The following is a 25,832-nucleotide window of genomic DNA, read 5'->3' as shown; positions in this document are numbered from 1 at the left end:
GGGGGCGGCCGGGGTCTCACGGCTGCAGGAGCCGTACGTTCACGTCCTCCGGGAACCCGGTCGTCGAGCCGACCCGGCGCGCGAACTCCCGTACGGCCTCCAGCTGGGGGCCGCCGAAGCGGAAGTCGAGCGTGGTGAAGTACTGCTCCAGGACGGACTCGTCGAAGGCCTCCCACCGGGCCGCCTGCTCGGCGACCTTGGAGACCTCGTCCAGGGAGAGGTCCCGGGAGGAGAGGAAGGCCTGGTGCACCTTGCGGGTGAGCAGCGGCTCGCGCTCCAGGTAGTCGCGCCGGGCCGCCCACACGGCGAAGACGAACGGCAGGCCCGTCCACTCCTTCCACAGCGCGCCGAGGTCGTGCACCTGGAGCCCGTACTTCGGCCCGTCGAGCAGGTTGGCGCGCAGCGCCGCGTCACCGATGAGGACGGCGGCGTCGGCCTCCTGCATCATCAGGCTCAGGTCGGGCGGGCACGTGTAGTACGAGGGCCGCACCCCGACCTTCTCGGCCAGCAGCAGCTGGGCGAGCCGCACGGAGGTCCGCGAGGTCGAGCCGAGGGCGACGCGGGCGCCGTCCAGCCGGTCGAGGGGAACCTGAGAGACGATCACGCAGGACATCACGGGGCCGTCGCAGCCCACCGCGATGTCGGGAAAGGCGACGAGGTCGTCGGCGTGCTTGAGGAACTCGACGAGCGTGATGGGCCCGATGTCGAGATCCCCTCGCACCAGCTGCTCGCTGAGCTTCTCGGGGGTGTCCTTGGTGAGCTCGAAGTCGAGGAGCGTGCCCGTTCTCGCGAGCCCCCAGTACAGGGGCAGGCAGTTCAGGAACTGGATGTGGCCGACGCGCGGCCGGGTGCGAGAATTGTCCACATCGCGAGGCTAGCCCCCATGCGATACGGTGCAGGCTTCAGGGTCGGCGTGTGCGGGTGGAAACCATCCCGACCCCTCGTGTCAACCGTCGTGACACCTCGCAGTCAACGCACGTCAGGCCTTTGACCAGCACGGACCACCCGTCCGAATGACGTGATCTTCGCCTCTATTGCTTTCGGCTGCCTGCGTGCTAGGCTCGCCGCAAGTTGCAGTTTGGTTTCCCTTGCAGTACAGAGCCTGCGGAGCATGTGACCGCGGGCTCTCGTCGTTTTCAGACGTATGCAGTTGTTTACACAATCGCAGGTTCTGGAGCAGGGCAACCCTTTGGGCCCAAGGAGGGCTTATGGCTACCGGAACCGTGAAGTGGTTCAACGCCGAAAAGGGCTTTGGTTTCATTGCCCAGGAAGGCGGCGGCCCGGACGTCTTCGTCCACTACTCCGCGATCAACGCGAGCGGTTTCCGCTCCCTCGAAGAGAACCAGGCGGTTTCCTTCGACGTCACGCAGGGTCCGAAGGGCCCGCAGGCGGAGAACGTCACCCCGATGTAAGTATTCGGCTCCCCGAGCCGATGCTTCGATCCGGACCTGATAGCAGTACCCAAGGAGCCCCGCGCCAGCCGGCAGCGGGGCTCCTGCCTTTCGCCCTCGCGGCGCCCCGCGCGCTCCCCCCGCCCCGCCCGCCGCGCCGCCCGCCCGCTCACACGTGCTGCATCACGAGCACGAACGTCGTCCCGGGCTCCAGCGCCTCGTACGCGTGCGGCACGTCGCCCCGGTACGCCATGTAGTCGCCGGGGCCGAGCTCGGCCTGCTCGCCGCGCGGCCCCGCCTTCAGGCGCCCCGCGGCCACGATCAGATGCTCCACGGTTCCCGGGATGTGCGGGTCCGACTCCCGGGCCGCGCCGGGCTCCACCCGCAGGTGGTAGATGTCGCGCCGGGCCCCCGGCGGGCTCGCGGAGAGCAGGGTCGCGGCGTACGCGGCCTGCTCCGAGTGGACGGTCGGCCCCTGGCCGGCGCGGATCACCTGGACGGCCGGGGCCGGCGGCTCGACCAGCGCGCTGAACGGTACGCCGAGGGCGACACCCAGCGCCCACAGCGTCTCCATGCTCGGATTGCCGCTCGCCGCCTCCAGCTGGGACAGCGTCGACTTCGCGATCCCGGCACGCTTGGCCAGCTCGGACAGGGAGAGGCCGGCCCGCACGCGTTCGCGGCGCAGGGAGGCGGCGATCCAGTCGAGGGGGAGGCGGGCCGGAGAGGCGCCGGAGCCGTCGTCGGTCATGTCGCTCTCCTCGTCGTTCCGCCCATCGCCGCCTCCGCCGTTCTCTCTGCCGGTCCGATCGTTCGCCTTGACGAACACCATGCTTCCTGTTCATTGTAGAAAACATGCGTTCGCTGCACCGGTCACCACTCGGCACACGACCCGACACGCGTCTGCTGCGGGACGTGGGCCTCGTCTGTCTCGCGGGCGGGATCGTCGGCGTCTCCTTCGGGGCCCTCGCCGTCGCGGGCGGGCTGCCGGTGTGGGTGCCGGTGGTGATGTCGCTGCTGGTGTACGCGGGCTCCGCCCAGTTCAGCGCCGTCGGAATACTCCTCGCCGGAGGCGGGCCCGTCGCCGCGGCGGCCACCGGACTGCTGCTCAACACCCGTACGGCGGCCTTCAGTCTGGCGGTCGCCGAGGTCATCGGGCGGGGTCGCGTCACCCGCTGGATCGGCGCCCACCTCGTGACCGACGAGACCGTCGCCTTCACCCTCGCCCAGCCGGACCCCGCCCGCCGCCGGGCCGCTTTCTGGATCTCGGGGCTCGGGCTCTACGCCTCCTGGAACCTGTGCGTCCTGCTCGGCGCCCTCGCCGGAGGCGCGCTGGGCGACACCGGACGCTACGGACTCGACGCCGCGTTTCCCGCGGTGCTCGTGGCGCTGGTCCTGCCGGCCCTGCGCGAGGACGCGGCCGTACGGCGGGCCGCGCTCGCCGGAGCCGCGGTGGCGCTGGCGCTCACCCCCTTCGTCCCCGTGGGGGTGCCCGTACTGACGGCCCTCACCGGGCTGCTGCTCCTGGGTGGGAGGGCGGCATGAGCAGCACGGCACCGGTCCTGGCCGCCGTCCTCGCCCTCGCCGCCGGGACGTACGCCTTCCGGCTGGCCGGACCCCTGCTGCACGGACGGGTCGAACTCTCCCCCCGGGTGAGGACGTTGCTGTCCGCGGGGGCGGTGGTCCTGCTCGTCGCGCTGCTCGCGACGGGCGCGCTCACCGAGTCCCACGCCTTCGCGGGATGGGCCCGGCCCGCCGGAGTGCTGGCGGGAGGCGTACTGGCCTGGCGGAGGGCCCCGTTCGCGGTGGTGGTGCTGGGAGCCGCGATCACGACGGCGGGGCTGCGCATGGCCGGGGTCGGCTAGGTCCCGCCCCGGGACTACGTCGCGTACAGGGCCTCTATCTCCTCGCCGAAGTCCTTCTCGATCGCCGCGCGCCGCAGCTTCATGGAGGGGGTGAGGTGGCCGGCCTCCTCGGTGAAGTCGACGGGCAGGACGGTGAAGCGGCGGATGGACTCGGGGCGCGAGACGAGCCGGTTGGCCTCGTCGACGGCGCGCTGCAGGATGGCCAGCAGGTCCGGGTCCTCCGTGACGAGTTCGGGGGGAACCGGGTGCTTGCCGTTCATCCGGCGCCAGTGGGCGATGCCCTCGGGGTCGAGGGTGACGAGCGCGGAGACGAACGGGCGGCGGTCGCCCAGGACCATGCACTGGGAGACCAGCGGATGGGAGCGGAGGAAGTCCTGCAGGGGTGCCGGGGCGACGTTCTTGCCGCCCGCGGTGATCAGGATCTCCTTCTTGCGGCCGGTGATGGCGAGATAGCCGCCGTCGTCCAGTTCCCCGATGTCGCCGGTGGCGAGCCAGCCGTCCGGGGCGGCGTCGACGACACCGCCCGCGTGCGGGTCCCAGTAGCCGCGGAAGACCTGGGCGCCGCACAGCAGCACCTCCCCGTCGGCGGCGATCCGCACCCGGGTGCCCGGCAGGGGCAGGCCCACCGTGCCGAGGCGCGGCTTCTGCGGGGGCGTGACGGTCGCGGCGGCCGTGGTCTCGGTCAGTCCGTACCCCTCGAAGATCTCGATCCCGGCTCCCGCGTAGAAGGCGGCGAGCCGGCGGCCGAGCGGGGAGCCGCCGCAGATGGCGTGCCGGACCCTGCCGCCGAGGGCGGCCCGGATGCGGCGGTAGACCAGGGGGTCGTAGAGGGCGCGGGCCGCGCGCAGGGAGCGGCCCGGTCCGGGACCGGTGCCGTGCTGCCCGGCCTCGACCGCCTCGCCGTACTTCTGGGCGATCCGGGCCGCCCGGTCGAAGGACGGACCGCGGCCCATCCGTTCGGCCGTGGCGCGGGCGGTGTTGAAGACCTTCTCCAGGACGTACGGGATGGCGAGCAGGAAGGTCGGCCTGAACGAGGCCAGGTCCGCGAGGAGTTCCTCGGTCCCCAGGCCCGGCGCGTGGCCGAGTTTCACCCGGGCGCGCAGACAGGCCACGGCCACCATGCGTCCGAAGACGTGCGAGAGGGGGAGGAAGAGGAGGGTGGAGGCGGGTTCCCGGGTGCGGGACCTGAAGACCGGGTGGAGCAGTTCGACGGCGTTGTCGACCTCGGCGAAGAAGTTGCCGTGGGTGAGGACGCAGCCCTTGGGGCGGCCGGTGGTGCCCGAGGTGTAGATGAGGGTGGCGAGCGTGTCCGGGCCGAGCATCCCGCGCCGTACGGCCACCTCCTGGTCCGGGACCTCGCGGCCGAGTTCCGCGAGCCGCTCCAGATGCCCCTTCTCGAAGACCCACATGTGCCGCAGGTCGGGCAGGTGATCGCGCTCGGGGCCGAGCGCCGCCGCCTGCCCCACGTTCTCCACGGCGAGCGCGACGGCCCCCGAGTCCTGGAGGATCCAGCGGGTCTGGAAGACCGAGGAGGTCGGGTAGACGGGCACGGTGACCAGGCCCGCGGCCCAGGCGGCGAAGTCGAGGAGCGTCCATTCGTACGTCGTCCGGGCCATGATGGCGATCCGGTCGCCCGGCACGAGCCCCTCCGCGATCAGCCCTTTGGCCACCGCCAGGACCTGGTCGGCGAACTCCGCGGCGCTCACGTCCCTCCAACCCTCGCCGTCCGGCGCCTTCCGGCTGAGGACCGGCTCCAGCGGAGCGGCGGCGGCGTTGTCGAACGGGATGTCCGCGAGGGAGCCGTGTGTCACCCGGCCCACGATCGGCGGTACCGCGACCTCGCGCACGACACCGTCCAGCCGCTTGATCTCGGGCTCCGGGAGGAGGGGGACGGAGTCGGAGGAGTACGGGCTGGACACGGGGCGGCTCCTTGTCGGCCGGAGGCCGGGGCGGGTGCGGGGCGTGTTCGGGCTCGGGCGGGCGCGCGGGGTGCGCTTCCTTGTACGGCCCTGAGGAGTGGGGGGTTCACGGGTCTCCGCGACCTGGTGAGACGGGGATCCTACGGCGCCGAAGTGTGGGGTTTGTGACGCTTTGCCGCAGGCGAGGTGGGAGTTACCCGGGGTAGCTGTGCCCTTTCGCGCCCTGTCGGCCCCGGGGGATCTCCGCACGGCGTCTCGACCCCACCCTCCCCCTGACGTAGCCTTACCCACGGTAACTTACTCCAGAGTAAAGAGATGCCCACCCGGACGCCGGACGATCCCCGCACCACCCGCCCGCCGAACCCCGCACCGCACCGCACTGCCCCGCACCGCCCGCCGAGAGCCGCACCTCCCCCGCCCGCCTGGAGACTTCGATGCGCACTCAGCCGCCCGTCCGCCCCGAACCGCGGACCCGCACCCTCACCGCCGCCCCCTCGCTCGTCCCGCTGCTGGCCCGCGGCGCCCTGTTCTCCCCCTTCAAGCGGCCCCGCCCGGACGCCCCCGTCCCCGCCACCCGGCTCGTCCTCCCCGGCGTCCGGATCGACCTCGCCCACCTCGCCGCGTACGAGCGGGCGTGCGGGTTCCCGACCGGCGCGGACGCCCTCCCGGTCACCTATCCGCACGTGCTCGCCTTCCCGCTGGCGATGCGGATCATGGCGGCGCGCGCGTTCCCGCTCCCGCTGCTCGGACTGGTGCACACCTCGGTCGAGATCACCCGGCGCGAGGGGGCCACCGCGACCCAGGAGTACGAACTCGAGGTGACGGTGGAGAAGTCTGCGCCGCACCGGCGGGGCACGGAGGCGACCGTGCTGACCGGGGCGAGGGCCCACGGCCGGCTCGTGTGGGAGTCGAGGAGCACCTATCTCGCCCGGCACCGGACCCCGGACGGGACCGAAACCGGGGCCGGGGCCGGGAACAGGAACGAAACCGGGGCCAGGGACAGGAGCGAGCACCATGAGCCCCCGCCGTACGCCCCGCTCCCCTCCCCCGGCGGATCCGAGCCGCTGCCCGCCGTCGCCGAGTGGCACCTCGCCCCGGACGTCGGCCGTCGCTACGGCGCCGTCTCCGGGGACCGCAACCCCATCCATCTGCACCCCCTCACCGCCCGTCTCTTCGGCTTCCCGCGCGCCATCGCGCACGGCATGTGGACGGTCGCCCGCTGCCTCGCCGAGTACGGGCCGCGGCAGGCGGTCGACGTGCGGGCCGAGTTCAGGGCGCCGGTACTGCTGCCGGGGACGGTGACGTACGCCGAGCGGGGACCGTCCTTCGAACTCCGCTCGGGCGACCGGGTCCATCTGCGGGGTGACGTACGGCCGCACGCGTGAGACGGATGAACTTCGGGCGAACACCGCATGGCCGGAGCCCCCCGCCGCACAGCGCCTTTTCCGTCAACTCCCAGTTGGCGAGGCCTAGTCGGGAAAGTCCTCACAGTCCACGCCCAGCGCGCCAAGGCGCTTTCAAGCAGCCCCTCATCCCGTCCTCGGACACCGTTCCCAGCCTCGGTCCACTCCCCCGGCCGCCGCCAGGAAAGGCTCCCGAACCATGCCGCCCAGACGTATCGCCGTCATCGCCGACTCCGACACCCGCTGGAAGTGGGGCGCGTCCGTGGCCCGGCGGATCGCGCCCGAGCACGCCCTCGACGCGCTCTTCCTGCGCACCCGGGCCACCCCGACGGAACGCCGGCTGACGGAGATCGGGATCGTGCCGGACACCCGGCGCGAGGTCACAGTGGCGGAACTGGTCGACGACGAGGAGCTCGCCGCGGCCGACGTGGTGGTCCTGGCCACGGTCGGCGGCACGCCCCTCGCGCTCACCCACGGGCTGGGGATCGCGTGGGAGGGGCTGCAGCGGCGGCCGGTCACGGTGACCGGGTACGTCGGGGTCGTGTACGAGAAGATGGTCGACGGGCTGATGACCCGGGCCGGCACCGATCTCGTCCTCGCCAACAGCTCCCACGACGCGGACCGTTTCCGTGCCGCGTTCGCGAGTGTCGGCGTCGACCCGGACTCGGTGGTGGAGTGCGCGCTGCCCTTCCTCGGCGGAGAGCCGTACGTGCCCTCCGCGGAACGGCCGTTCACGCTCACCTTCGCCGTGCAGCCGTCGGTGCCCAAGGGCCGGGAGTCCCGGCTCAAGCTGCTGGAGCGGGCGGCGGCTCACGCGCGAGCGCACCCCGAGCGGCTGGTGCTGATGAAACTGCGCAGCCTCCCGGGCGAGCACACCACGCACGTCGAGGTCGATCCGTACCAGCTGCTCGTCGAGCGGTTGGCCGAGCCGGCCCCGGCCAACCTGCGTCTCGTCCACGGCAACATGGGCGAAGTCCTGGACCGCACCGACCTGTTGGTGACGGTCAGCTCGACGGCGGCCCTGGAGTCGATGCACCGCGGCATCCCGACCGCGATCCTCACCGACTTCGGGGTCCGTGGTCGGGGTCTCCCCTGCTCTGGGGGTCCCTCCCGGCCGAAGGCTGGGGGAGGAGTTGAGAGCTCGGGGAAGCACGGCAACCACTACTTCGTGCACTCGGGCTGCCTCGCGTCCTGGGACGACCTGGACGCCGGCGCGGTACCGCGCGTCGACCCGGCCTGGGCGGCACGGCAGGGCGTCGGCAAGAGCGATCCGTACGCCGCCGCCCGCGCCCGGGTCGCCGCGCTGGCGGGGCCGGGACGGCTGCCCGCCCTGCGGCCGTACTACTCCCCGCGGCGGGCGGGGGCGTATCTCGAAGGGGTCCTGGAGCGCAACGGCCTCGACGAGAAGGGCAGGCCGCTGGCACCCGCGCCCGGCGGGAGCGCCGGCCCGCTGCGGACGGTGGTCCGCCGGGCCGCGCGCGGCGGAGCCAAGTCCCTCTACCGCGTGGGGCGCGAGAAGGTCGCCCCCGTCCTGCGCCGCTGGGGCCAGGGCTGATCCGGGCCGGTCCGGACGGGACCTTGCCGGTCCGGGGTGTCAGACCTCCGCCGCGGCCCGGGGCGGGGTCCAGGGACGGCCCTGCATGAGGGTGCCCAGGCCCGCCCAGGCGAAGTTCATCAGGGTGGCGGCGGCCTGCCGGGCCGAGACGCCCGGGGTGGCGTTGGCCCACGCGGCCATCGACTCGGCGGCACCGACCAGCGCCTCCGCGAGTCCGGCGACCTCCCGCGCGGGCAGCGACGGGTCGCGGTGCGCCTCGCGCGCGGCGACGACGATCAACTGCGTGACGAACCGGACCAGTTCCTCGCGCATCGCGAAGACCTCGGCGGCGAAGGGCTCGCCGTGCGTACGGGCCTGGAGGTGCAGGACCGACCAGCCGTCGGGATGCCCGGCGGTGTGGGTGAAGAACGCCCGCAGCCCTTCCCAGAGTTGCCGGTCAGCGGGCAGCTCCGGGCGGACGCCGGCGCGGACCGCCGCGGTGAGCGCCTGGGCCTCGCGCCGGATGCACGCGGTGAAGAGGTCTTCCTTCGAGTTCAGGTACAGGTACACCAACGGCTTGGACACGCCCGCCAGTTCGGCGATCTCGTCCATCGACGCGGCCCGGTACCCGCGCTGCCCGAAGGTCCGTACGGCCGCGTCCAGCATCTGCTGTTCGCGCACCGCGCGCGGCATCCGCTTGTTCTTCACAGCACCCATGCGCCAAGCCTACGAGGGGCCGCCGCGCGGCCGGGCGCACGGCGGTTTCAGGAGGCCTGGTCCGCGGTGTCCCGGGCGGCCTCGTCCACGGCGGAGTCCTCCTGGTTGCGGTTGCGCTCCAGGTTGGCCTTGGCGCGGTCGACGCGGGCGACGACCTGGGCCGAGGCGCGGTCGCGGGCGCCGCGCAGGGCGACGAAGCTGATCGGCGCGGAGATCACCAGGGCCAGCAGGACGATCCACATGAAGTTCGAGTCGCCGAGGCCTCGCGGGGCGATGCCCGAGTAGACGAGGCCCCAGACGACCACGAAGCAGCCCACGAAGATCCCAAGGCGCATCAGTGTGTAGCGGAGCATCTCAATCCACTCTTCCGTTCCGAACGGTCCCAAAGAACTCCGTCCAGTGAAGCACGCCCGGACAGCGATCTTGCAGCGGGTCCTCAGCCGCGGACGGCCAGGGGCAGCAGCATCGTGATGTCGTCCCGTCGGTCGCCGGGCCCGACGTGGATCGCGCCGGGCACCCGTCCGACCTCCTTGTAGCCGCAGGAGGCGTAGAAGCGTTCGAGGCCCTCGCCGCCCCTGCAGGTCAGCCGTATCGCGTCGACGCCGTCCAGGCGGCCCGCGGCCTCCTCGGCGGCGGCGAGCAGGTCCCGGCCGTACCCCTTGCCCTGGTGCCTGGGGTGCACCATCACGGTGTACAGCCAGACCCAGTGCCTCATCAGCCGGTGGGTGTTGTGGGTGATGAAGGCGGTCGCCGCGACGGCGCCCTCCTCGTCCCGCCCGACCAGGAGCCGGGTGCGGCCCTCCGCCATGGCGACGAAGTGCTTCACGAGTTCGGGGCGCACGTCGCCGGCGGCCACCGGCGGCACGAAGCCGACGGAGCCGCCCGCGTTCGAGACGTCCACCCAGAGGGCGACGACGCCGTCCCGGAGCTCGGGGGTGACCGCCGGATCGAGTTCGAAGACCAGCGCCACGTCAGACCCGCATCGGCTGGGGCGCCTCGCGGCGCTCCGGGTCCGGTCCGTCGTACTCGCGGATGATCTCGTAGCGCGTGTTGCGCTCCACCGGGCGGAAGCCCGCGTCCCGGATGAGGTCCAGCAGGTCCTCGCGGGTGAGCTTGTTCGGCGTGCCGTAGTTGTCGGCGTCGTGCGTGATCTTGTACTCGACGACCGAGCCGTCCATGTCGTCGGCGCCGTGCTGGAGCGCGAGCTGCGCGGTCTGCACACCGTGCATGACCCAGAAGACCTTGACGTGCGGGACGTTGTCGAAGAGCAGGCGCGAGACCGCGAAGGTCTTCAGCGCCTCGGCGCCGGTCGCCATCTGGGTGCGCGCCTGGAGGCGGTTGCGGACCTTGCCGTCCTGCATGTCCACGAAGTCGTGCTGGTAGCGCAGCGGGATGAAGACCTGGAAACCGCCGGTCTCGTCCTGGAGCTCACGCAGCCGCAGCACGTGGTCGACCCGGTGCCGGGGCTCCTCGATGTGCCCGTACAGCATCGTGCACGGGGTCTTGAGACCCTTCTCGTGCGCGAGGCGGTGGATGCGCGACCAGTCCTCCCAGTGGGTGCGGTGGTCGACGATGTGCTGCCTGACCTCCCAGTCGAAGATCTCCGCGCCGCCGCCGGTCAGCGACTCCAGACCGGCCTCGATCAGCTCGTCGAGGATCTCCGAGGCCGACAGCCCCGAGATGGTCTCGAAGTGGTGGATCTCGGTGGCCGTGAACGCCTTCAGCGAGACGTTCGGCAGGGCCTTCTTCAGCTCGCTGAGCGAACGCGGGTAGTAGCGCCAGGGCAGGCTGGGGTGCAGGCCGTTGACGATGTGCAGCTCGGTGAGGTTCTCGCCCTCCATCGCCTTGGCGAGGCGGACGGCCTCCTCGATGCGCATCGTGTACGCGTCCTTCTCGCCCGGCTTGCGCTGGAACGAGCAGTACGCGCAGGACGCGGTGCACACGTTCGTCATGTTGAGGTGGCGGTTGACGTTGAAGTGGACGACGTCGCCGTTCTTGCGCGTGCGCACCTCGTGCGCGAGCCCGCCGAGCCAGGCCAGGTCGTCCGACTCGTAGAGCGCGATGCCGTCCTCGCGGGTCAGCCGCTCACCGGCCCGGACCTTGTCCTCCAGCTCGCGCTTGAGCCCGACATCCATGCGATTACCTCTCCCTGTGACGAACGCTGCCAACCGTACTCCCCGCCCTGTCGGCGAAAGGCCCCCACCTGGGCCTTTCGCCCCCCGGGGTGTGCCTAGTCCTCTTCCGGCAGCTCGCCGACCCGGTTCTCCCACTTCGTGGAGAGCACGATCGTCGTGCGGGTACGGGAGACGCCCTTGGTCCCGGACAGGCGCCGGATGGTCTTCTCCAGTCCGTCGACGTCGCTGGAGCGCACCTTGAGCATGAACGAGTCGTCGCCCGCGATGAACCAGCAGTCCTCGATCTCGCTGAGGTCGCGCAGCCGCCGGGCCACGTCCTCGTGGTCGGCCGCGTCGGAGAGCGAGATGCCGATCAGGGCGGTGACGCCGAGACCGAGCGAGGCCGAGTCGACCGTCGCGCGGTACCCGGTGATGACGCCGGCCGCCTCCAGCCGGTTGATGCGGTCGGTGACACTGGGTCCCGACAGACCGACGAGGCGCCCCAGCTCCGCGTAGGAGGCCCGGCCGTTCTCTCTCAGGGCCTGGATGAGCTGCCTGTCCACCGCGTCCATGCGATCGAAGCCTTCCGCTGAAAAGGTCTGAGACGTCTTGAGAATCTTGCGAGTCTAGGGGGTGGCGTCCCGGGAGCCGCTCCCGAGTTCGCCCTTCCACCGGCGGTAGAGACCGTGTTCGACGCCCGCCGCGTCGAGGACCCGCCCGGCGACGAAGTCCACCAGGTCCTGGATGTGCGTGGCTCCCGCGTAGAACGCCGGCGAGGCGGGCAGCACGACGGCGCCCGCGTCGTCCAGGGAGACCAGGTGACGCAGTGTCTGCCCGTTCAGCGGGGTCTCCCGTACGGCCACGACCAGCCCCCGCCCCTCCTTGAGGGTGACGCTCGCGGCCCGCTGCAGCAGGTCCTTGGACAGGCCGAGGGCGACTCCGGCCACGCACGCGGTGGAGGCGGGCACGATCAGCATGCCCTTGGCCGGGTACGAGCCCGAGGAGGGCCCGGCCGCCAGGTCGCCCGCGCTCCAGTGCCGTACGGCGTCGAGGTGCTCCTCGGGGACGTCGAAGGTGCCGGGCTTGCCGTCGGCGCCCCGCTCCAGCCACGCGCGCAGGTCGGCACGCCAGTGGGCGTCGCGGAAGGGGAGGCCGGTCTCGTCGAGCAGCGTGAGCCGCGAGGCCCTGCTGACGACCAGGTCGACGCTCTCCCCCGCGTCCAGCAGCGAACGCAGCACCGCGGCCGCGTACGGGGTACCGGACGCGCCGGACACCCCCACGATCCAAGGCCGGCGCTGCGTCTGTCCTGGCTTCATGATGTCGAGCCTATCCGGCCACCGCCCATGTTCAGACCGTCAGCCCGCGCACCAGCAGGTCGAGCAGGGCACACACGAACAAGGCGATCCCGATGAAGCCGTTGACCTGGAAGAACGCCCGGTTGAGCCGGCTCAGGTCGTGCGGCTTCACGATGGAGTGCTCGTAGAGGAACGCGCCCGCCACGATCACCAGACCCAGCCAGAAGAAGGCTCCGGCGCCGATGGCCACCCCGTACCAGACGAAGAGTGCCGTCGTCACCGCGTGGCAGACCCGCGCGCCCCGCACCGCGGCCGGGATGCCGAAGCGGGCCGGCACGGACATCACACCGATCTCGCGGTCCGTCTCGACGTCCTGGCAGGCGTAGATCAGGTCGAAGCCGCCGATCCAGACGCCGACCGCGAGGCCGAGGACGACCGCGTCCCAGGACCAGGAGCCGGTGACGGCGATCCAGGCGCCGACCGGGCCCATCGCCTGGGCGAGACCCAGGATGGCCTGCGGGAAGTTCGTGAACCGCTTGCCGTACGGGTAGACGACCATCGGGATCACCGCGACGGGCGCCAGCGCCAGGCACAGCGGGTTGAGCAGGGCCGCGGCGCCGAGGAAGACGACCAGGGCGATCAGCGCGCCGGTCCAGGCGTGCCGCACGCTCATCGCGCCGGTGACCAGTTCGCGCTGGGCCGTACGGGGGTTGCGGGCGTCGATCTCGCGGTCGATGATCCGGTTCGCCGCCATGGCGAAGGTGCGCAGACCGACCATCGCGACGGTGACGAGGAGCAGCTTTCCCCAGTGGATGTTCTTGTCGACCTCGAACATCGCGGTGAGCGCCGCGATGTACGCGAAGGGCAGCGCGAACACCGAGTGCTCGATCATGACGAGGCGCAGGAACGCCTTGGTGCGGCCCGGCTGCGGAAGCGCCGCGGAAGCTGAACTCACAGCCCGTACTCCTTCCAACGACGGTCGACCTTCGCCGCCGTCTTCGGGTCGGACAGCACCATCTCGGGCCAGCCGCCGTCCCGGGTGTAGCCCTCCTCGGGCCACTTCCTCGTCGCGTCGATGCCCGCCTTGCCGCCCCAGAACTGCTGGTAGGAGGCGTGGTCGAGGTGGTCGACCGGGCCTTCGACGACGGTGAGGTCACGGGCGTAGTCCGTGTTGCCGAGGGCGCGCCAGGCGACCTCGTGCAGATCGTGGACGTCGCAGTCGGAGTCGACGACCACGATGAGCTTCGTCAGGGACATCATGTGGGCGCCCCAGACGGCGTGCATCACCTTCTGGGCGTGCTTGGGGTACTTCTTGTCGATCGCGACGATCGCGCAGTTGTGGAAACCGCCCGCCTCGGGGAGGTGGTAGTCCACGATGTCCGGCACGATGATCTTCAGCAGGGGCAGGAAGAACCGCTCCGTCGCCCGGCCGAGGGGCCCGTCCTCCGTCGGGGGCCGCCCCACCACGATGGACTGGAGCAGCGGCCGGCGCCGCATCGTCACGCAGTCGATGGTCAGCGCCGGGAACGGCTCCTGCGGGGTGTAGAAGCCGGTGTGGTCGCCGAACGGCCCCTCCGGCAGCATCTCGCCCGGCTCCAGCCAGCCCTCCAGGACGACCTCGGCGTTCGCGGGCACCTGGAGCGGGACGGTCTTGCAGTCGACCATCTCGATCCGCTTGCCCTGGAGGAACCCGGCGAAGAGGTACTCGTCGATGTCCCCGGGCAGCGGGGCGGTGGAGGCGTAGGTCACGGCGGGCGGGCAGCCGAAGGCGATCGCCACGGGCAGCCGCTCACCCTTGCGGGCCGCGACCTGGTAGTGGTTGCGGCTGTCCTTGTGGATCTGCCAGTGCATGCCGATGGTGCGCTTGTCGTGGCGCTGGAGCCGGTACAGACCGAGGTTGCGCACGCCGGACTCGGGGTCCTTGGTGTGGGTGAGCCCGAGGTTGAAGAAGGAGCCGCCGTCGTCGGGCCAGGTGAACAGGGCGGGCAGCGCGTCGAGGTCGACGTCCTCGCCGCGCAGCACCACTTCCTGCACCGGCGCGTCCTTGACCTTCTTCGGCGGGACGTGCGCCATCGCGCCGAGCTTGCCGAAGGCCTCGCGCACGCCGACGAAGCCGTGCGGCAGCTCCGGCTTGAGCAGTCCGCCGATCTTCTCGGAGATCTCGCCGTACGACTTCAGTCCGAGGGCCTTGAGCAGGCGCCGGTCGGTGCCGAACACGTTCATCGCGAGGGGCATGGAGGAGCCCTTCACGTTCTCGAAGAGGAGCGCGGGCCCGCCGGCCTTCTGCACCCGGTCGACGATCTCCCCGACCTCCAGGTACGGATCCACCTCGGCCTTGATGCGCTTGAGGTCTCCCTCGCGCTCCAGCGCCCTGAGCAGGGAGCGAAGATCGTCGTAAGCCATGTGTCCAAGTATCGGCCACCCGCTAATCTGTGCCCGTCACCGGGGGGCCCGTGCCGCCCCGCCGTCGCTCACTGGGGGATCGTTCGGCCATGCTCAGGTATCTGCCCTTCCTGCTGGTCCTGGCGCTGTGGATCTACGCCTTCATCGACTGCCTGAACACGCCGGAGGAGGAGGTCAAGGGCCTGCCGAAGGTGGTCTGGGTCATCATCATCCTGCTCTTCGGCGAGGTGCTGGTCGGTCCGATCGCCTGGCTGGTCGCGGGCCGGAACCGCCGGGGCCCCGTGGGCGGCTCCACCCCCTCCGAATGGCACCGCAACCACCGGACGGAGTTCGTCGCGCCCGACGACAACCCCGAGTTCCTGAAGTCCCTCAAGGCCGAGAACCGCAAGGACGAGGCGCTGCTGAAGGACTGGGAGGCGGACCTGCGCCGCCGCGAGGAGGAACTGAAGCGACGCGAGGAGCAGAGCAGGTCCGACGAAGAGTCCTGACATGGAACTGCGCCTGCTGGTGACCTTCGAGAAGGTCGCGACCGTACTGAGTTTCACCCGGGCCGCGGCCGAACTGACGTACGCGCAGTCCAGTGTGACCAGCCAGATCCGCGCCCTGGAGTCCTCGCTCGGCACGGAGCTCTTCGACCGGCTGGGCAGCAGGATCCGACTGACCGAGGCGGGCGAGCGGCTGCTGCCCTACGCCCGGCAGATCATCGAGCTGACGGAGGAGGCGCGGGCCGCGGTCGTCGGCGCCGAGGAACCCTCCGGGACGCTCACCGTCGGCACGATGGAGTCCCTCACCTCGTACCGGCTGCTGCCGCTCCTGGAGTTCTTCCACCACCGCCACCCCCGGGTGCGGCTGTCGCTGCGCACGACCATCGGCGACGAGACCCGCCAGGCCCTGCGCCAGGGCACGTACGACGTCGGCTTCCTGATGGAGGCGGAGACCGAACACGCGGGTCTGGAGGTCGCGGTGCTCGCGCGGGAACCCCTCGCGCTGGTCGCCGCACCCGGCGATCCGCTCGCCGGCACGGCACCGGACACGGCCGCTCTCCCGGGCCGCCCGCTGCTGGCCACGGAACCCGGCTGCGCCTACCGGGACCTGTTCGAGCGAGAGCTCAACTCCTGCCTCCCGGAGGGCTCCTCCGTGGATTTCACGGAGTTCGGCACGATCGAGGCGACCAAACGCGCAGCGGCGGCCGGCCTAGGGATCGCGCTGCTTCCCGAGGTGACGGTCGCCGCCGAACTGGAGCGGGGTGAGCTCGTACGGCTCGACTGGGAGCCGCCGTTCACGCTTTCGACGCAACTGGCCTGGCGGGCCGGGAAGCGGCTCCCGTCCCATGCGCGGCTGTTCGTGGAGCGGGCCCGGCGACTGGTGTCCGAGGAGTCCGGCCCGCAGGGCTGAGCGAGGCGTTCTCGGCGATCCGGCGGGCCATGATGCTCCTGGCGCTCTCGGTCTTCCTGGGAAGCGTCACCTTCAGGCTGGCGGTCACGATCAGCGGGACGCCGAGCGCCTGGACGAGCCCGATGTGATGGCCGTACACCGCCCAGTCCATGACCATCGCGACGGCCGGGTAGGTGAAGGCGAGCACGGCGATCTTCGCGGTCGGGAGCTTGGCGTAGGCGGCGTACATCAGGACGTACATCAGTCCCGTGTGGACGACTCCGAGGCCGATCAGCCAACCCCAGTCCGCGCCGGTGCCCCGCATCGCGCCGAAGTCGGCGAAGGGGAGCAGCAGCGGGATGCCGACGACGACCTGGACGAGCGCGATGAGGTGCGGGCGGACGCCGTTGATGCGCTTGGTGACCAGGGTGGACAGACCGTAGAGGAGCGCGGCGAGGAGCGCCTGCCCGACGCCGGTGAGATACGCGCCGCCGTGCGCGAAGTCGGCCGGGGAGACACCCGAGACGAGGACCAGACCGGCGAAGGCCAGCGCGATCCAGCCGGCCTTGATGGCGGTGAGCCGTTCGCGGAAGAGCAGGGCGCCCAGCAGCACCACGTAGAACGGCTGGGTGTGGTAGACGACGGTGGCGACGGAGATCGAGGTGTTCTCGTACGACTGGAAGAGCAGGACCCAGTTGAAGACGATGAACACCCCGCCGAGAGCGGCGAGTCCGAGCGTGCGCGGGGTGAAGCCGTGCCCCCGGAAGTAGCCCCGGGCCAGCGCGTAGCCGCCGAGGGCGAGCGCCCCGAACAGGACGCGGAAGAAGACGACGTTGAAGGGCGAGGCCCCGGACTCGACGACGAAGACGCCGAGGGTCCCGGAGAGCATCATGGCGGCGGTCAGCTGGACGACGCCCTTGTTCTCGACTGCGGTGGCTGAGGTCATGCCCCGAAGGTAGGAGCGGCGGCACCCGGTGGGCCACGGCCCACCGGGGCGTCCTGCCGATGCCCCCATCGGCACCGCCGATGACCCCTGGCGAGGACCTATGGCAGGACTCCTAGAGGGTCGGCTCCTCGCGCAGGACGAGGGTGAGGAGGCCCGGGAAGCGGGCCTCGAACTCCGTCCGGCGCAGCCGGTTGACCCGCTTGGGTCCCTCGTCGCGCTGCTCGACGAGACCCGCGCCGCGCAGCACGGCGAAGTGATGGCTGAGGGCCGCCTTGCCGACGGGCACGTCGAAGGAGCCGCAGCTGCGGCTCCACTCCGGGGACCCGGCCAGCTCCCTGACGAGCCGGATGCGCACGGGATCGGCGAGCGCGGCGAGGGCCGTGAGCACGGGGACCTCGTCGGGGTGGGTGTGCTCGGGCGCCGCCCGGTGACTGGTCCGCTCCGCCACGTCGGCCTCCTGGGTTCCCCTGATCCGCCGATCCGCCGATCCGCCGATCCGCCGATCCTCTTGCAGAGTGTTCGATGAAAACCATACACTCCCGAGTGTTCGCTTTTCGTTGAACAGTCGAGCGTCAACCAGGGGTGTGCCATGCGTACGGTCGAGTTCCAGGAGTACGGCGGTCCCGAGGTGCTGCGGGTCACCGAGGCGAAGGTCCCCGATCCGGGCCCGGGGCAGGTGAGCATCGACGTGGCCTACGCGGGCGTGAACTTCGCCGATCTCAAGGCGAGGTCGGAGGGCTACCGCGTCCCCGGCCTCCCCTTCGTGCCCGGACTGGAGGTCTCGGGCCGCGTCCGGGCGGTCGGCCCGGACGTCACGGGACTGCGGGTGGGCCAGGAGGTCGCGGCGCTGACAGAGGGCGGCGCGTACGCGGAGGTGGCCGTGGCCGACGCCGTGACGGTCTTCCCGCTGCCCGACGGTGTCGGGCTGCGCACCGGCGCCACCCTGCCCACGGTCCTGCCCACGGCGTACGCGCTGCTGCACACGGTGGGCCGGCTCCAGCCCGGCGAGACGGTGCTCGTGCAGGGCGCGGCGGGCGGCGTGGGCACGGTGCTGGGCCGGCTCGCGAAGGCGGCCGGGGCCGGCGCGGTGTACGGCGTGGTGTCCAGCGCGCCGAAGGCCGAGTACGCCCTCGGCCACGGCTACGACGAGGTGTTCGTGGGGTCCTTCCAGGACGAGGTGCGCGCGGCGACCGCCGGCCGCGGGCTGGACCTGGTCCTGGACCCGGTGGGCGGCGAGACCCTCCGCGCCGGCCTCGCCTCCCTCGCCCCCTTCGGCCGGCTGGTGTCCTTCGGCAACGCGAGCTCGGCGGAGCCCTGGACGGTGGGCCAGCCGGAGCTCTACCCGACCGGCCTGTCGGTCTCCGGGTTCTCGATCCTGGGCCTCGCGAGAACGGCCCCGGCCGCCCTCCGCGACATCGCCTCGCGCGCGTTCGAGACGGTCGCCGACGGCACGGTGACCCTGCCGGTGACGGCGGAGTTCGGCCTGGAGGACGCCGCCGGGGCGCACACGCTCATGGGCTCGCGGACGAGCACGGGCAAGCTGCTGCTGCGGGTGGCCGGTTCCGAGCGGTAGCAACCCTGGCCGTCGGACCCCTGCCCTACCCTGCACCGCCATGACGACCCGCCTCCACGCCACCCGTACCTCCTACGACACCGTCGCCGCCGACTACGCCGAGCTGTTCAAGGACCTACCGGTCGCGAAACCGCTGGACATGGCGATGCTGGCGGTGTTCGCCGAGCGGGTGCGGGCCGGCGGGGGCGGGGCCGTGGCGGACCTCGGGTGCGGGCCGGGGCGGGTGACGGTCCATCTGGAGCGGCTCGGGCTCGACGCGTTCGGGGTCGACCTGTCGCCCGGGATGGTGGCGGTGGCCCGGCGGGCGCATCCTCATCTGCGGTTCGAGGCGGGCACGATGACCGGTCTCGACATCCCGGACGGCACGCTCGCCGGAGCGCTCGTCTGGTACTCCACCGTGCACACGCCGATCGACGAACTGCCCGTGATGTTCGCCGAGTTCCACCGTGTCCTCGCTCCCGGCGGCCATCTGCTCATCGCGTTCAAGGCCGGCGACGGACAGGTCCGGCTGGAGCACGCGTACGGCCACGACGTGGACCTCGACGTCCACCGCTTCCCGCCCGAGCGGGTCGCCGGACTCCTGCGGGCGGCCGGCCTGCCCGAGGTCGCCCGGCTCGTCCGCGAGGCCGACGACCGGGAGAAGACCCCGCAGGCCTTCATCCTGGCCCGCAGGGCCGAAGACCCCCTGGCTCCCGCGACGGCACCCTGAGCGCTTCCCCCCCCCCCCCGTGTTCCGGCCGCGGGAGAGGGCGGCCCGCGGGACAGTGGAGGCATGGAACGCATCGATCGGGCACAGGCCCGCGCGTGGCTCGCGACCGCCCTGGCGGAGGCGCGCGCCGGGCTCGCCGAGGGCGGGATCCCCGTCGGGGCCGCGCTGTACGGCGCGGACGGCACCCTCCTCGGCCGCGGCCGCAACCGCCGCGTCCAGGACGGCGACCCCTCGGCGCACGGCGAGACGGCCGCCTTCCGCGACGCGGGACGGCAGCGGTCGTACCGCGGCACGACCATGGTGACCACCCTGTCGCCGTGCTGGTACTGCAGCGGGCTCGTCCGGCAGTTCGGAATCTCCCGGGTGGTGGTCGGCGAGGCGGCCACCTTCCACGGCGGCCACGACTGGCTCGCCGGGCACGGCGTGGAGGTCATGCTGCTCGACGATCCCGAGTGCGTCGCGCTGATGCGCGGCTTCATCGAGAAGAACCCGGCCCTGTGGAACGAGGACATCGGTGAGTGACACGACGAACGACCCCGGGACGGCAGCCGGTACCGCCCGGCCCGCGCACCCGGCCGCTTCCGGCCCGCCCGGCGCCGCCGACTCCGCGCGTCCGGCGGTCTCCGGCGTCCCCACAGTCGACCTGGGGCCGTGGCTCTCCGGGGACCGTGACGCCCGTGCCGCGCTCGCCCGCACCGTCGACGACGCCCTGCGGACGGCCGGCTTCCTGCTCGTCACCGGGCACGGCGTGGACCCGGAACTGCGCCGCCGCGTGCGGGACGCGGCCCGCGCCTTCTTCGTACTGCCCGCCGCGGTCAAGCAGCCGTACGCGGCCCGGGTCGGCGGACGCGGCTGGCTCGGGCCCGGCGCCGAGGCCAACGGCTACGCGGAGGGCACCGAGACCCCGCCGGACCTCAAGGAGTCGCTGACGTTCGCGACGCACGAACCGTTCGAGGACCCGGTGACCAACGCGCAGTGGTACGCGCCGAACGTCTGGCCCGCCGAGGCCCCGGAGCTGCGGGCGCTCTGCGAGGAGTACCTGGCGGAGATGGCGCGGCTGGAGAACCTGCTCCTGGAACTGCTCGGCCGGGCGCTCGGCCTCGAACCGGACTTCTTCACCCGCCACATGGACCATCCGACATACGGCTTCAACATCAACTGGTATCCGGGCACGGAGGTCGTCGGCGAGGCGCGGCCGGGCCAGTTCCGCATCGGGCCGCACACCGACTTCGGCACCGTCACCGTCCTCGACCGGCAGGCGGGCAAGGGCGGGCTCCAGGTGTTCACGGAGGCGGACGGCTGGCAGGACGCGCCGTTCGACCCGGCGGCGCTGACGATCAACATCGGGGACCTCATGGCCCGCTGGACCGGCGACCGGTGGCGTTCGGGACGGCACCGGGTGCTGCCGCCACCGGCCGAAGCGCCCGCCGAGGAGCTGATCTCGCTCGTGTACTTCGGTGAGTGCACACCAGGAACGCTGGTCGAGTCGGTGCCCGCCCCCGTCGGCCGAGTCGTGTACGAACCGGTGGATTCCCACGTCTACCTGCGCCAGAAACTCGATTCGATCACTGTCGGTTGAACGGTTTCGTAACCGAACGGACACCAAACGCCCTATCCCGAACCAACCGCCCCTTTCCGAAATGTTGTTGATACAACTCACAGCAGCACATAGGGAACGGACCGGGCCACGGACCAGGGGGAGGAACGGTGCACACAGGGCTGCACGGCCGGGAGGCGCTGTTCGACACCGATCCGCCCGGACTCGCGTCACGGCTGGTGGGCCTGCGCCCGTACCAGCCGCGCGCCACACCGTACGAACATCCCGCGGAGCCGCCCTTCGTGGTCTTCGCGGGCGGCCGGGGCCTGGGCAAGACCGCCGTGCTCCTCGCCCTGCGCGACGCCTACCGCGGGCACACCCCCACCGCTCTCCTCGACGCCGAGGAGAGCGAGTTCGGCGCGCCGCCCCCGGACCGTCCGGCCGCGTGCTGGTCGCCGGTGGGGCAGGCGCTCGCCACGGCCGCCGGGCAGCTCGCCGAACCGGTGCGGGGCGCCGGACGCATCGGGTTCCCGCGGCTGTCGTCCGGACTGCTGGCGGTCGCGGCGGGCGGCTGGAGCGACCGCGACGTGCCGCGCGTCCGGCGGGAGGCGGAGCGCCTCCTGCTGCTCGGCGAGACCGAGTCCTGGCTGTCGGGGTTCGCGGGGCGCTGGACGGACAAGGTGGTCTCCCGGCTCGTCGCGTCGATGAGCGGGGCGGGTCCGGTGCTGGAGCCCGTCGTCGAGGCGACCCTGGAGGCCTTCGCGGAGGGCGTCTCCCCGGCCCACCGCCGGCTGCGCAGGGCCGCCGGCTGGTACCGGGACTATCCGGACGCGGGCGGGAGCCCCAAACTCGCGCTGATCCTGCTCTCCCGGCACTTCCGGGCGGGCGGCGACTCCCGCAGGCACGCCGAACGCCGTCTCGTACGGGCGCTGCTGGCCGACCTCGACGACGCGCACGGGGGCATCGGCCGGCGCCCGCACCGGCGGGGGCGCCCGGTCCTGCTGATCGACAACGTCCAGGAGCCCGCGGGCCTCGGACTCCTGGAGCCGGTCCTGCGCGACCGCGCCGACGGCATCAGGGACCAGACCGTGTTCTTCACCGCGCTACGGGGCCAGGCGCATCCGGCGCTGCGCAACGCGGGCCGCCTCGCGCTGTCCGACACGGCCCGGGCCACCGGCTGGCGGCCCGGCCCCTCCCCGTCCTCGCGGGCCCTGCTCGTCCCGCTGCCGCCGCCGGCCCCCGACGGCACCCCGTGCATCAGGGACACCGCGTAGGCGGCCGGGGGCCTACGACGAGGGCCGGTCCCGCGTGACAGGAGTCACGCGGGACCGGCCCTCGGAGGTCGGAGCGGGTCAGACTCCCGCGTAGGAGTGCTTGCCGCCGACGAAGATGTTGACGCCGTAGTAGTTGAACAGCCAGCAGCCGAAGGCGATCAGGGCGATGTAGGCGGCCTTGCGGCCCTTCCAGCCGGCCGTGGCCCGCGCGTGCAGGTGGCAGGCGTAGGCGACCCAGGTGATGAACGCCCAGGTCTCCTTCGGGTCCCAGCCCCAGTAGCGGCCCCAGGCGTCGCCCGCCCAGATCGCGCCCGCGATGATCGTGAAGGTCCACAGCGGGAAGACGGCGGCGTTCACGCGGTAGGAGAACTTGTCGAGCGAGGCCGAGGCGGGCAGCCGCTCCATGACGGAGGTGGCGAACCGGCCGGGCGTCCCGCCGTTCACGAGCTTGTTCTCGTACGAGTCCTTGAAGAGGTACAGCACCGAACTGACGGCGCCCACGTAGAAGACGGCGCCGCACAGGATCGCGGTCGAGACGTGGATGTACAGCCAGTACGAGTGCAGCGCGGGGACCAGCTGGTCGCTCGCGGTGTACAGGACGGTGACCGCGAGACCGAGGTCGAGCAGGACCGTGGTGATCAGGGGCAGGCCGAGCCAGCGGACGTTCTTCTTCAGCGCGAGCAGGACGAGGAAGACCCCGACGGCGACGGTGGAGAAGGTGATGTTGAACTCGTACATGTTGCCCCAGGGGGCCCGCTGCACCGACAGGGCGCGGGCGAGCACACCGGCCGCCTCGACGCCCCAGGCCAGCACGCTGAGGGACACGGCGATCCGCCCGTAGAGGTCGCCCTGCTCGTCCCCGCCGTGGGCGCCGGGCCCGTCGGGCACGTCCCGCGCGCCCGAGGCGGACCGGGTGACGACCTTCGGCCGCTCCAGCACCGCGGTGGTGCCGCCCTTCCGCGCGGTGACGACGGGGGCCGCCGGAGCCGCCTCCGCGCCGTTCGCGGTGAGCGCGCCGGCGGTACGGGCGACCTTGCTGCGGCTGCCGAAGAGCCACTCGGCGATGAAGGCGAAGAAGGCCAGGGTGTAGACGGCCATCGCGGAGTAGATCAGCGTGTTGCTGACGTTGGCGAGGTGTTCGTTGGTCGCGGTGGCCAGTTCGGTCACGGCGCCCAGGTCGTGTGCGGTGGCGAGCGTCACTGCTTCTCGGCCCCTTCGGCGGCGGGTACGGGGGGTTCGGCGTCGGCGGGTGCCGCGTCCTCGTCGGACGTGGTGGGTGCCTGTTCGTGCACGAGCGCGGCCAGGTCGCCGAGCTCCTCGGGGAGTTTCGCGGACTCGCTGCGGCCGAGCCCGGCCATCTCGACGACGGTGACGCCGTCGTCGCCGGTGGTCGCCCGCACCCAGACGCGGCGGCGCTGGATGAACAGCGAACCGGCGAGTCCGACGATCGCGGCGAACGCCCCGGCCAGCGCCCAGTCACTGCCGGGCTGCTGGGTGATCTGGAAGTTCGCCCACTCCTTGATGTCCTTGTCGAAGGTGATCGACCCGGCGCCGTCCGGCAGCGTCATCGTCTCGCCGGGCCGCAGCCGCGCCTTCAGGATCTCGCCCTTGGCGTCCTTGAACTGCTTCATGTGGGTCGTGTCGAGCTGGTACACGTTCTGCGGGAGGCCCGCATCGACGCCGAGACTGCCGTGGAAGCCGCTCAGCGCGAGCACGGGGTAGTCGAGCGCGGGGAACTGGGAGAACATGTCGCCCTTGCCCGCCCCGGCGAACGTCGGCACGAAGAACGCGGAGAAGCCGAGCTGGTCGATCCTGCCCTGCGCGTTCCGGTAGCCGTCCATGACCTTGATGGCGCCCTGCGAGGTGACGTTGGAGTCGAGCGGCAGCAGGGGCACGGCGTTGTGGAAGACGACGTTGCCCTTGCCGTCCCGGACGGTCACGGTGGGCGCGTAGCCGTGGGCGGTCAGATAGACCTTCGTGTCGCCGACCACGAGCGGTTCGTTGACCTTGACGACGGTCTTGCGCTCCTTGCCGTAGGCGCCCTCGCTGTAGGTGAGTTCCGCCTGGTACGTGCGGGGCGTGCCCTTGTTGGGGCCGGTCCGCTCGTAGGTGCCGGTGAAGTTCTTCAGGTCGAAGCTGAACGGTGTCAGGTCGTCGACGCTGAAGAGGTTGCCGGACTTGAAGTCGTCGTAGGACATGAGCGCGTTGGCGAAGCCGTCGCCCTCGACGATCAGCTTGTCGCCCTCGGACTTGAAGAGCTGGCCCCAGGCGAAGGCGACGAGCATCACGATCAGCGCGATGTGGAAGAGCAGGTTGCCGGCCTCGCGCAGGTAGCCCTTCTCCGCGGCGACGGCGTCCTTGTCGACGTGCGCCCGGAACCGCTTCTCCTTGAGGACCTTCAGCGCGATCTCACGGACCTGCTCGGGCTCCGCGGCGGTGCGCCAGGTCGTGTACGCGGGCAGCCGGGTCAGCCGCTTGGGGGCGCCCGGCGGACGGCCCCGCAGCTGTCCGACGAACTGCCAGGTGCGGGGCACGATGCAGCCGATGAGCGAGACGAACAGCAGGATGTAGATCGCGGAGAACCACACCGAGCTGTACACGTGGAACAGGCCGAGCCGGTCGTAGAGCGGACCGAGCACGCTGTGCGCGTCCTTGAACGCCTGCACCTTGTCCGCGTCGGTGCCGGACTGCGGGATCAGCGATCCGGGGATGGCGCCGAGCGACAGCAGGAAGAGCAGGATCAGCGCGACCCGCATCGAGGTGAGCTGGCGCCAGATCCAGCGGACCCAGCCGGTGGTCTCGCGGGCGGTCCAGGTGACCCATCCCAGGGCTCCGGGGGCGCGCGTGCCGCCGAAGGATCCGGGCATCGCCGTCTCCACGGGCGCGGTGGACAGCTGCGACCCGGCCTCGCCGATCTCGCGGGCTTCCCGCGCCTCCCGGGGGGAGGACAGGACGTCCTCGCCGGCCGGTTCGCCGGCGCCGGGGCCGGCCGTGCTGCCGGTGTCAGTGCTGCTCATGGATCAGATCCCTACCGTGAAACCGTCGGACCAGGTCTGCATCTGCTGCACGATGCCGTCCCAGGCACCGGTGAGCAGGAGGAGTCCGGTCACGATCATCATTCCGCCGCCGATCCGCATCACCCAGGCGTAGTGACGCTTCACCCAGCCGAACGCGCCGAGCGCCTTGCGGAAGGCGACCGCAGCGAGGACGAAGGGCACTCCGAGGCCGAGGCAGTAGGCGACCGTCAGTATGGCCCCGCGCCCGGCGCTCGCCTGGTCCATGGAGAGCAGGTTGACGGAGGTGAGTGTCGGGCCCAGGCACGGCGTCCAGCCGATGCCGAAGAGCGCGCCCAGTATCGGCGCTCCCGCGAGCCCGGTCACCGGCCGCTTGTGGAAGCGGAACTCGCGCTGGGTGAGCCAGGGCATCAGCCCCATGAAGAACACGCCCATCGCGATCATCAGCACGCCGAGGACCTTGCTCAGCGTGCCGTTGTACTCGTGCAGCGTCGAGCCGAAGTAGCCGAACAGCGCGCCGCCGGAGACGAACACGGCGGTGAAGCCGAGCACGAACAGGCTGGCCCCCGCGACCATCCGCCCCCGTCGGGCCTCGGCCAGGTCCGTGCCGCTGACCCCGGTGACGTACGACAGATAGCCGGGTACGAGCGGCAGGACGCACGGCGAGAAGAAGGAGACGAGCCCGCCGAGCACGGCGAGGGGCAGCGCGAGCAGCAGGGCGCCGCTGTAGACCGTGGTGTTCATGTCGGTCTCGGCGGCGAGGTTCG

General features: G+C 71.7%; 28 protein-coding genes. 12 read left to right on the top strand and 16 right to left on the bottom strand.

Annotated elements, in window-relative coordinates; all coding sequences use genetic code 11:
* Window positions 1–16: 16 nt before the first annotated feature.
* Complete coding sequence (locus tag ACICHK_RS22880; protein ID WP_406838361.1) at window positions 17–865, bottom strand: menaquinone biosynthetic enzyme MqnA/MqnD family protein; 849 nt, start codon at window positions 863–865, stop codon at window positions 17–19.
* Between the two features lie 343 nt (window positions 866–1,208).
* Here ACICHK_RS22880 and ACICHK_RS22875 point away from each other — a divergent pair, with 343 nt between their 5' ends.
* A complete protein-coding gene (locus ACICHK_RS22875; RefSeq protein ID WP_067282429.1) occupies window positions 1,209–1,412 on the top strand; it encodes a cold-shock protein in 204 nt (67 codons plus the stop codon).
* A 148-nt stretch (window positions 1,413–1,560) separates the two neighbouring features.
* Here ACICHK_RS22875 and ACICHK_RS22870 read toward each other — a convergent pair whose 3' ends face one another.
* Window positions 1,561–2,139 carry a helix-turn-helix domain-containing protein gene (locus tag ACICHK_RS22870; RefSeq protein WP_151470712.1) on the bottom strand — a complete coding sequence of 193 codons (579 nt, stop codon included), beginning with the start codon at window positions 2,137–2,139 and terminating at the stop codon, window positions 1,561–1,563.
* Between the two features lie 104 nt (window positions 2,140–2,243).
* On the opposite strand from ACICHK_RS22870, the gene ACICHK_RS22865 reads away from it, so the two are divergent.
* Both ACICHK_RS22865 and ACICHK_RS22860 read left to right on the top strand, forming a co-directional pair.
* The gene (locus tag ACICHK_RS22865; RefSeq protein ID WP_406838360.1) at window positions 2,244–2,933 is read left to right on the top strand and encodes an AzlC family ABC transporter permease; all 690 of its coding nucleotides are present in this window, start codon (window positions 2,244–2,246) and stop codon (window positions 2,931–2,933) included.
* Window positions 2,930–3,253 (top strand): AzlD domain-containing protein, encoded by a 324-nt coding sequence (locus ACICHK_RS22860; protein WP_406838359.1) that lies wholly within the window; start codon window positions 2,930–2,932, stop codon window positions 3,251–3,253. The genes ACICHK_RS22865 and ACICHK_RS22860 overlap by 4 nt, the downstream gene beginning before the upstream one ends.
* Window positions 3,254–3,267: 14 nt before the next feature.
* On the opposite strand, the gene ACICHK_RS22855 is transcribed toward ACICHK_RS22860, so the two are convergent.
* Window positions 3,268–5,172, bottom strand: a complete 1,905-nt coding sequence (locus ACICHK_RS22855) for an AMP-dependent synthetase/ligase (protein ID WP_406838358.1) — start codon at window positions 5,170–5,172, stop codon at window positions 3,268–3,270.
* A gap of 434 nt (window positions 5,173–5,606) precedes the next feature.
* Here ACICHK_RS22855 and ACICHK_RS22850 point away from each other — a divergent pair, with 434 nt between their 5' ends.
* Together ACICHK_RS22850 and ACICHK_RS22845 are read left to right on the top strand one after the other, a co-directional pair.
* Window positions 5,607–6,557 carry a MaoC/PaaZ C-terminal domain-containing protein gene (locus ACICHK_RS22850; RefSeq protein WP_406838357.1) on the top strand — a complete coding sequence of 317 codons (951 nt, stop codon included), beginning with the start codon at window positions 5,607–5,609 and terminating at the stop codon, window positions 6,555–6,557.
* Between the two features lie 217 nt (window positions 6,558–6,774).
* Window positions 6,775–8,130, top strand: coding sequence for a DUF6716 putative glycosyltransferase (locus ACICHK_RS22845; RefSeq protein ID WP_406838356.1), 1,356 nt, complete (start codon window positions 6,775–6,777; stop codon window positions 8,128–8,130).
* Between the two features lie 39 nt (window positions 8,131–8,169).
* Here the strand turns inward: ACICHK_RS22845 and ACICHK_RS22840 are convergent, their stop codons facing one another.
* The 8 genes from ACICHK_RS22840 to ACICHK_RS22805 form a co-directional block, all read right to left on the bottom strand.
* Window positions 8,170–8,826, bottom strand: a complete 657-nt coding sequence (locus ACICHK_RS22840) for a TetR/AcrR family transcriptional regulator (RefSeq protein ID WP_151470717.1) — start codon at window positions 8,824–8,826, stop codon at window positions 8,170–8,172.
* A gap of 47 nt (window positions 8,827–8,873) precedes the next feature.
* Window positions 8,874–9,179 (bottom strand): DUF4229 domain-containing protein, encoded by a 306-nt coding sequence (locus tag ACICHK_RS22835; RefSeq protein ID WP_406838355.1) that lies wholly within the window; start codon window positions 9,177–9,179, stop codon window positions 8,874–8,876.
* 83 nt (window positions 9,180–9,262) lie between these two features.
* Window positions 9,263–9,796, bottom strand: a complete 534-nt coding sequence (locus ACICHK_RS22830) for an N-acetyltransferase family protein (protein ID WP_406838354.1) — start codon at window positions 9,794–9,796, stop codon at window positions 9,263–9,265.
* Window position 9,797: 1 nt separating this feature from the next.
* Window positions 9,798–10,961, bottom strand: coding sequence for an aminofutalosine synthase MqnE (gene mqnE, locus ACICHK_RS22825; RefSeq protein ID WP_406838353.1), 1,164 nt, complete (start codon window positions 10,959–10,961; stop codon window positions 9,798–9,800).
* A gap of 95 nt (window positions 10,962–11,056) precedes the next feature.
* On the bottom strand, window positions 11,057–11,512 hold the full coding sequence (locus ACICHK_RS22820; RefSeq protein ID WP_037627278.1) for an Lrp/AsnC family transcriptional regulator: 456 nt from the start codon (window positions 11,510–11,512) through the stop codon (window positions 11,057–11,059).
* A gap of 54 nt (window positions 11,513–11,566) precedes the next feature.
* On the bottom strand, window positions 11,567–12,256 hold the full coding sequence (locus ACICHK_RS22815; protein ID WP_151470721.1) for a UbiX family flavin prenyltransferase: 690 nt from the start codon (window positions 12,254–12,256) through the stop codon (window positions 11,567–11,569).
* A 31-nt stretch (window positions 12,257–12,287) separates the two neighbouring features.
* On the bottom strand, window positions 12,288–13,190 hold the full coding sequence (gene mqnP, locus ACICHK_RS22810) for a menaquinone biosynthesis prenyltransferase MqnP (protein ID WP_406838352.1): 903 nt from the start codon (window positions 13,188–13,190) through the stop codon (window positions 12,288–12,290).
* Entirely contained in the window at window positions 13,187–14,638 is a 1,452-nt protein-coding gene (locus ACICHK_RS22805; RefSeq protein ID WP_406838351.1) for a menaquinone biosynthesis decarboxylase, read from the bottom strand. Before ACICHK_RS22805 ends, mqnP begins: the two co-directional genes overlap by 4 nt.
* Before the next feature lie 89 nt (window positions 14,639–14,727).
* Between ACICHK_RS22805 and ACICHK_RS22800 the strand changes: the two genes are divergently transcribed.
* Window positions 14,728–15,126, top strand: a complete 399-nt coding sequence (locus ACICHK_RS22800) for a PLD nuclease N-terminal domain-containing protein (protein WP_406838350.1) — start codon at window positions 14,728–14,730, stop codon at window positions 15,124–15,126.
* Window position 15,127: 1 nt separating this feature from the next.
* Window positions 15,128–16,033 (top strand): LysR family transcriptional regulator, encoded by a 906-nt coding sequence (locus tag ACICHK_RS22795; protein WP_406838349.1) that lies wholly within the window; start codon window positions 15,128–15,130, stop codon window positions 16,031–16,033.
* On the opposite strand, the gene ACICHK_RS22790 is transcribed toward ACICHK_RS22795, so the two are convergent.
* Both ACICHK_RS22790 and ACICHK_RS22785 read right to left on the bottom strand, forming a co-directional pair.
* The gene (locus ACICHK_RS22790) at window positions 15,918–16,958 is read right to left on the bottom strand and encodes a DMT family transporter (RefSeq protein ID WP_406838348.1); all 1,041 of its coding nucleotides are present in this window, start codon (window positions 16,956–16,958) and stop codon (window positions 15,918–15,920) included. The genes ACICHK_RS22795 and ACICHK_RS22790 overlap by 116 nt on opposite strands.
* A gap of 112 nt (window positions 16,959–17,070) precedes the next feature.
* The gene (locus ACICHK_RS22785) at window positions 17,071–17,406 is read right to left on the bottom strand and encodes an ArsR/SmtB family transcription factor (RefSeq protein WP_406838347.1); all 336 of its coding nucleotides are present in this window, start codon (window positions 17,404–17,406) and stop codon (window positions 17,071–17,073) included.
* A 141-nt stretch (window positions 17,407–17,547) separates the two neighbouring features.
* Here ACICHK_RS22785 and ACICHK_RS22780 point away from each other — a divergent pair, with 141 nt between their 5' ends.
* The 5 genes from ACICHK_RS22780 to ACICHK_RS22760 all read left to right on the top strand — a co-directional run bounded on the left by ACICHK_RS22780 (window position 17,548) and on the right by ACICHK_RS22760 (window position 22,051).
* Window positions 17,548–18,531 (top strand): zinc-binding alcohol dehydrogenase family protein, encoded by a 984-nt coding sequence (locus tag ACICHK_RS22780; RefSeq protein ID WP_406838346.1) that lies wholly within the window; start codon window positions 17,548–17,550, stop codon window positions 18,529–18,531.
* 40 nt (window positions 18,532–18,571) lie between these two features.
* On the top strand, window positions 18,572–19,240 hold the full coding sequence (locus tag ACICHK_RS22775) for a class I SAM-dependent DNA methyltransferase (RefSeq protein WP_406838345.1): 669 nt from the start codon (window positions 18,572–18,574) through the stop codon (window positions 19,238–19,240).
* Window positions 19,241–19,303: 63 nt separating this feature from the next.
* Window positions 19,304–19,762 (top strand): nucleoside deaminase, encoded by a 459-nt coding sequence (locus ACICHK_RS22770; RefSeq protein ID WP_406838344.1) that lies wholly within the window; start codon window positions 19,304–19,306, stop codon window positions 19,760–19,762.
* Entirely contained in the window at window positions 19,755–20,819 is a 1,065-nt protein-coding gene (locus tag ACICHK_RS22765) for an isopenicillin N synthase family dioxygenase (RefSeq protein ID WP_406838343.1), read from the top strand. The genes ACICHK_RS22770 and ACICHK_RS22765 overlap by 8 nt, the downstream gene beginning before the upstream one ends.
* Window positions 20,820–20,947: 128 nt before the next feature.
* Window positions 20,948–22,051, top strand: coding sequence for a hypothetical protein (locus tag ACICHK_RS22760; protein WP_406838342.1), 1,104 nt, complete (start codon window positions 20,948–20,950; stop codon window positions 22,049–22,051).
* A 78-nt stretch (window positions 22,052–22,129) separates the two neighbouring features.
* On the opposite strand, the gene ccsB is transcribed toward ACICHK_RS22760, so the two are convergent.
* Genes ccsB through ACICHK_RS22745 form a run of 3 tightly spaced genes read right to left on the bottom strand, consistent with a single transcriptional unit; the run spans window position 22,130 to window position 25,809 of the window.
* Window positions 22,130–23,251, bottom strand: a complete 1,122-nt coding sequence (gene ccsB, locus ACICHK_RS22755; protein WP_192582488.1) for a c-type cytochrome biogenesis protein CcsB — start codon at window positions 23,249–23,251, stop codon at window positions 22,130–22,132.
* A complete protein-coding gene (locus tag ACICHK_RS22750; protein WP_406838341.1) occupies window positions 23,248–25,068 on the bottom strand; it encodes a cytochrome c biogenesis protein ResB in 1,821 nt (606 codons plus the stop codon). The genes ccsB and ACICHK_RS22750 overlap by 4 nt, the downstream gene beginning before the upstream one ends.
* A 3-nt stretch (window positions 25,069–25,071) precedes the next feature.
* Window positions 25,072–25,809 carry a cytochrome c biogenesis CcdA family protein gene (locus ACICHK_RS22745; protein ID WP_151470796.1) on the bottom strand — a complete coding sequence of 246 codons (738 nt, stop codon included), beginning with the start codon at window positions 25,807–25,809 and terminating at the stop codon, window positions 25,072–25,074.
* Between the last annotated feature and the right edge of the window lie 23 nt (window positions 25,810–25,832).

Source organism: Streptomyces sp. AHU1 (genome assembly GCF_045343905.1).
GTDB lineage: Bacteria > Actinomycetota > Actinomycetes > Streptomycetales > Streptomycetaceae > Streptomyces > Streptomyces triticiradicis.
Note: the sequence above shows the minus strand (reverse complement) of the source record. Positions and strands in the feature narration are given on the sequence as shown.

Excerpts from the sequence above, each read along its gene's own strand:
- ACICHK_RS22875 (WP_067282429.1), top strand. The coding sequence starts at position 1,209 with ATGGCTACCGGAACCGTGAAGTGGTTCAACGCCGAAAAGGGCTTTGGT.
- ACICHK_RS22870 (WP_151470712.1), bottom strand. The coding sequence starts at position 2,139 with ATGACCGACGACGGCTCCGGCGCCTCTCCGGCCCGCCTCCCCCTCGAC.
- ACICHK_RS22865 (WP_406838360.1), top strand. The coding sequence starts at position 2,244 with ATGCGTTCGCTGCACCGGTCACCACTCGGCACACGACCCGACACGCGT.
- ACICHK_RS22860 (WP_406838359.1), top strand. The coding sequence starts at position 2,930 with ATGAGCAGCACGGCACCGGTCCTGGCCGCCGTCCTCGCCCTCGCCGCC.
- ACICHK_RS22850 (WP_406838357.1), top strand. The coding sequence starts at position 5,607 with ATGCGCACTCAGCCGCCCGTCCGCCCCGAACCGCGGACCCGCACCCTC.
- ACICHK_RS22845 (WP_406838356.1), top strand. The coding sequence starts at position 6,775 with ATGCCGCCCAGACGTATCGCCGTCATCGCCGACTCCGACACCCGCTGG.
- ACICHK_RS22840 (WP_151470717.1), bottom strand. The coding sequence starts at position 8,826 with ATGGGTGCTGTGAAGAACAAGCGGATGCCGCGCGCGGTGCGCGAACAG.
- ACICHK_RS22835 (WP_406838355.1), bottom strand. The coding sequence starts at position 9,179 with ATGCTCCGCTACACACTGATGCGCCTTGGGATCTTCGTGGGCTGCTTC.
- mqnE (WP_406838353.1), bottom strand. The coding sequence starts at position 10,961 with ATGGATGTCGGGCTCAAGCGCGAGCTGGAGGACAAGGTCCGGGCCGGT.
- ACICHK_RS22820 (WP_037627278.1), bottom strand. The coding sequence starts at position 11,512 with ATGGACGCGGTGGACAGGCAGCTCATCCAGGCCCTGAGAGAGAACGGC.
- ACICHK_RS22815 (WP_151470721.1), bottom strand. The coding sequence starts at position 12,256 with ATGAAGCCAGGACAGACGCAGCGCCGGCCTTGGATCGTGGGGGTGTCC.
- ACICHK_RS22805 (WP_406838351.1), bottom strand. The coding sequence starts at position 14,638 with ATGGCTTACGACGATCTTCGCTCCCTGCTCAGGGCGCTGGAGCGCGAG.
- ACICHK_RS22800 (WP_406838350.1), top strand. The coding sequence starts at position 14,728 with ATGCTCAGGTATCTGCCCTTCCTGCTGGTCCTGGCGCTGTGGATCTAC.
- ACICHK_RS22795 (WP_406838349.1), top strand. The coding sequence starts at position 15,128 with ATGGAACTGCGCCTGCTGGTGACCTTCGAGAAGGTCGCGACCGTACTG.
- ACICHK_RS22790 (WP_406838348.1), bottom strand. The coding sequence starts at position 16,958 with ATGACCTCAGCCACCGCAGTCGAGAACAAGGGCGTCGTCCAGCTGACC.
- ACICHK_RS22780 (WP_406838346.1), top strand. The coding sequence starts at position 17,548 with ATGCGTACGGTCGAGTTCCAGGAGTACGGCGGTCCCGAGGTGCTGCGG.
- ACICHK_RS22775 (WP_406838345.1), top strand. The coding sequence starts at position 18,572 with ATGACGACCCGCCTCCACGCCACCCGTACCTCCTACGACACCGTCGCC.
- ACICHK_RS22770 (WP_406838344.1), top strand. The coding sequence starts at position 19,304 with ATGGAACGCATCGATCGGGCACAGGCCCGCGCGTGGCTCGCGACCGCC.
- ACICHK_RS22750 (WP_406838341.1), bottom strand. The coding sequence starts at position 25,068 with ATGAGCAGCACTGACACCGGCAGCACGGCCGGCCCCGGCGCCGGCGAA.
- ACICHK_RS22745 (WP_151470796.1), bottom strand. The coding sequence starts at position 25,809 with ATGAACACCACGGTCTACAGCGGCGCCCTGCTGCTCGCGCTGCCCCTC.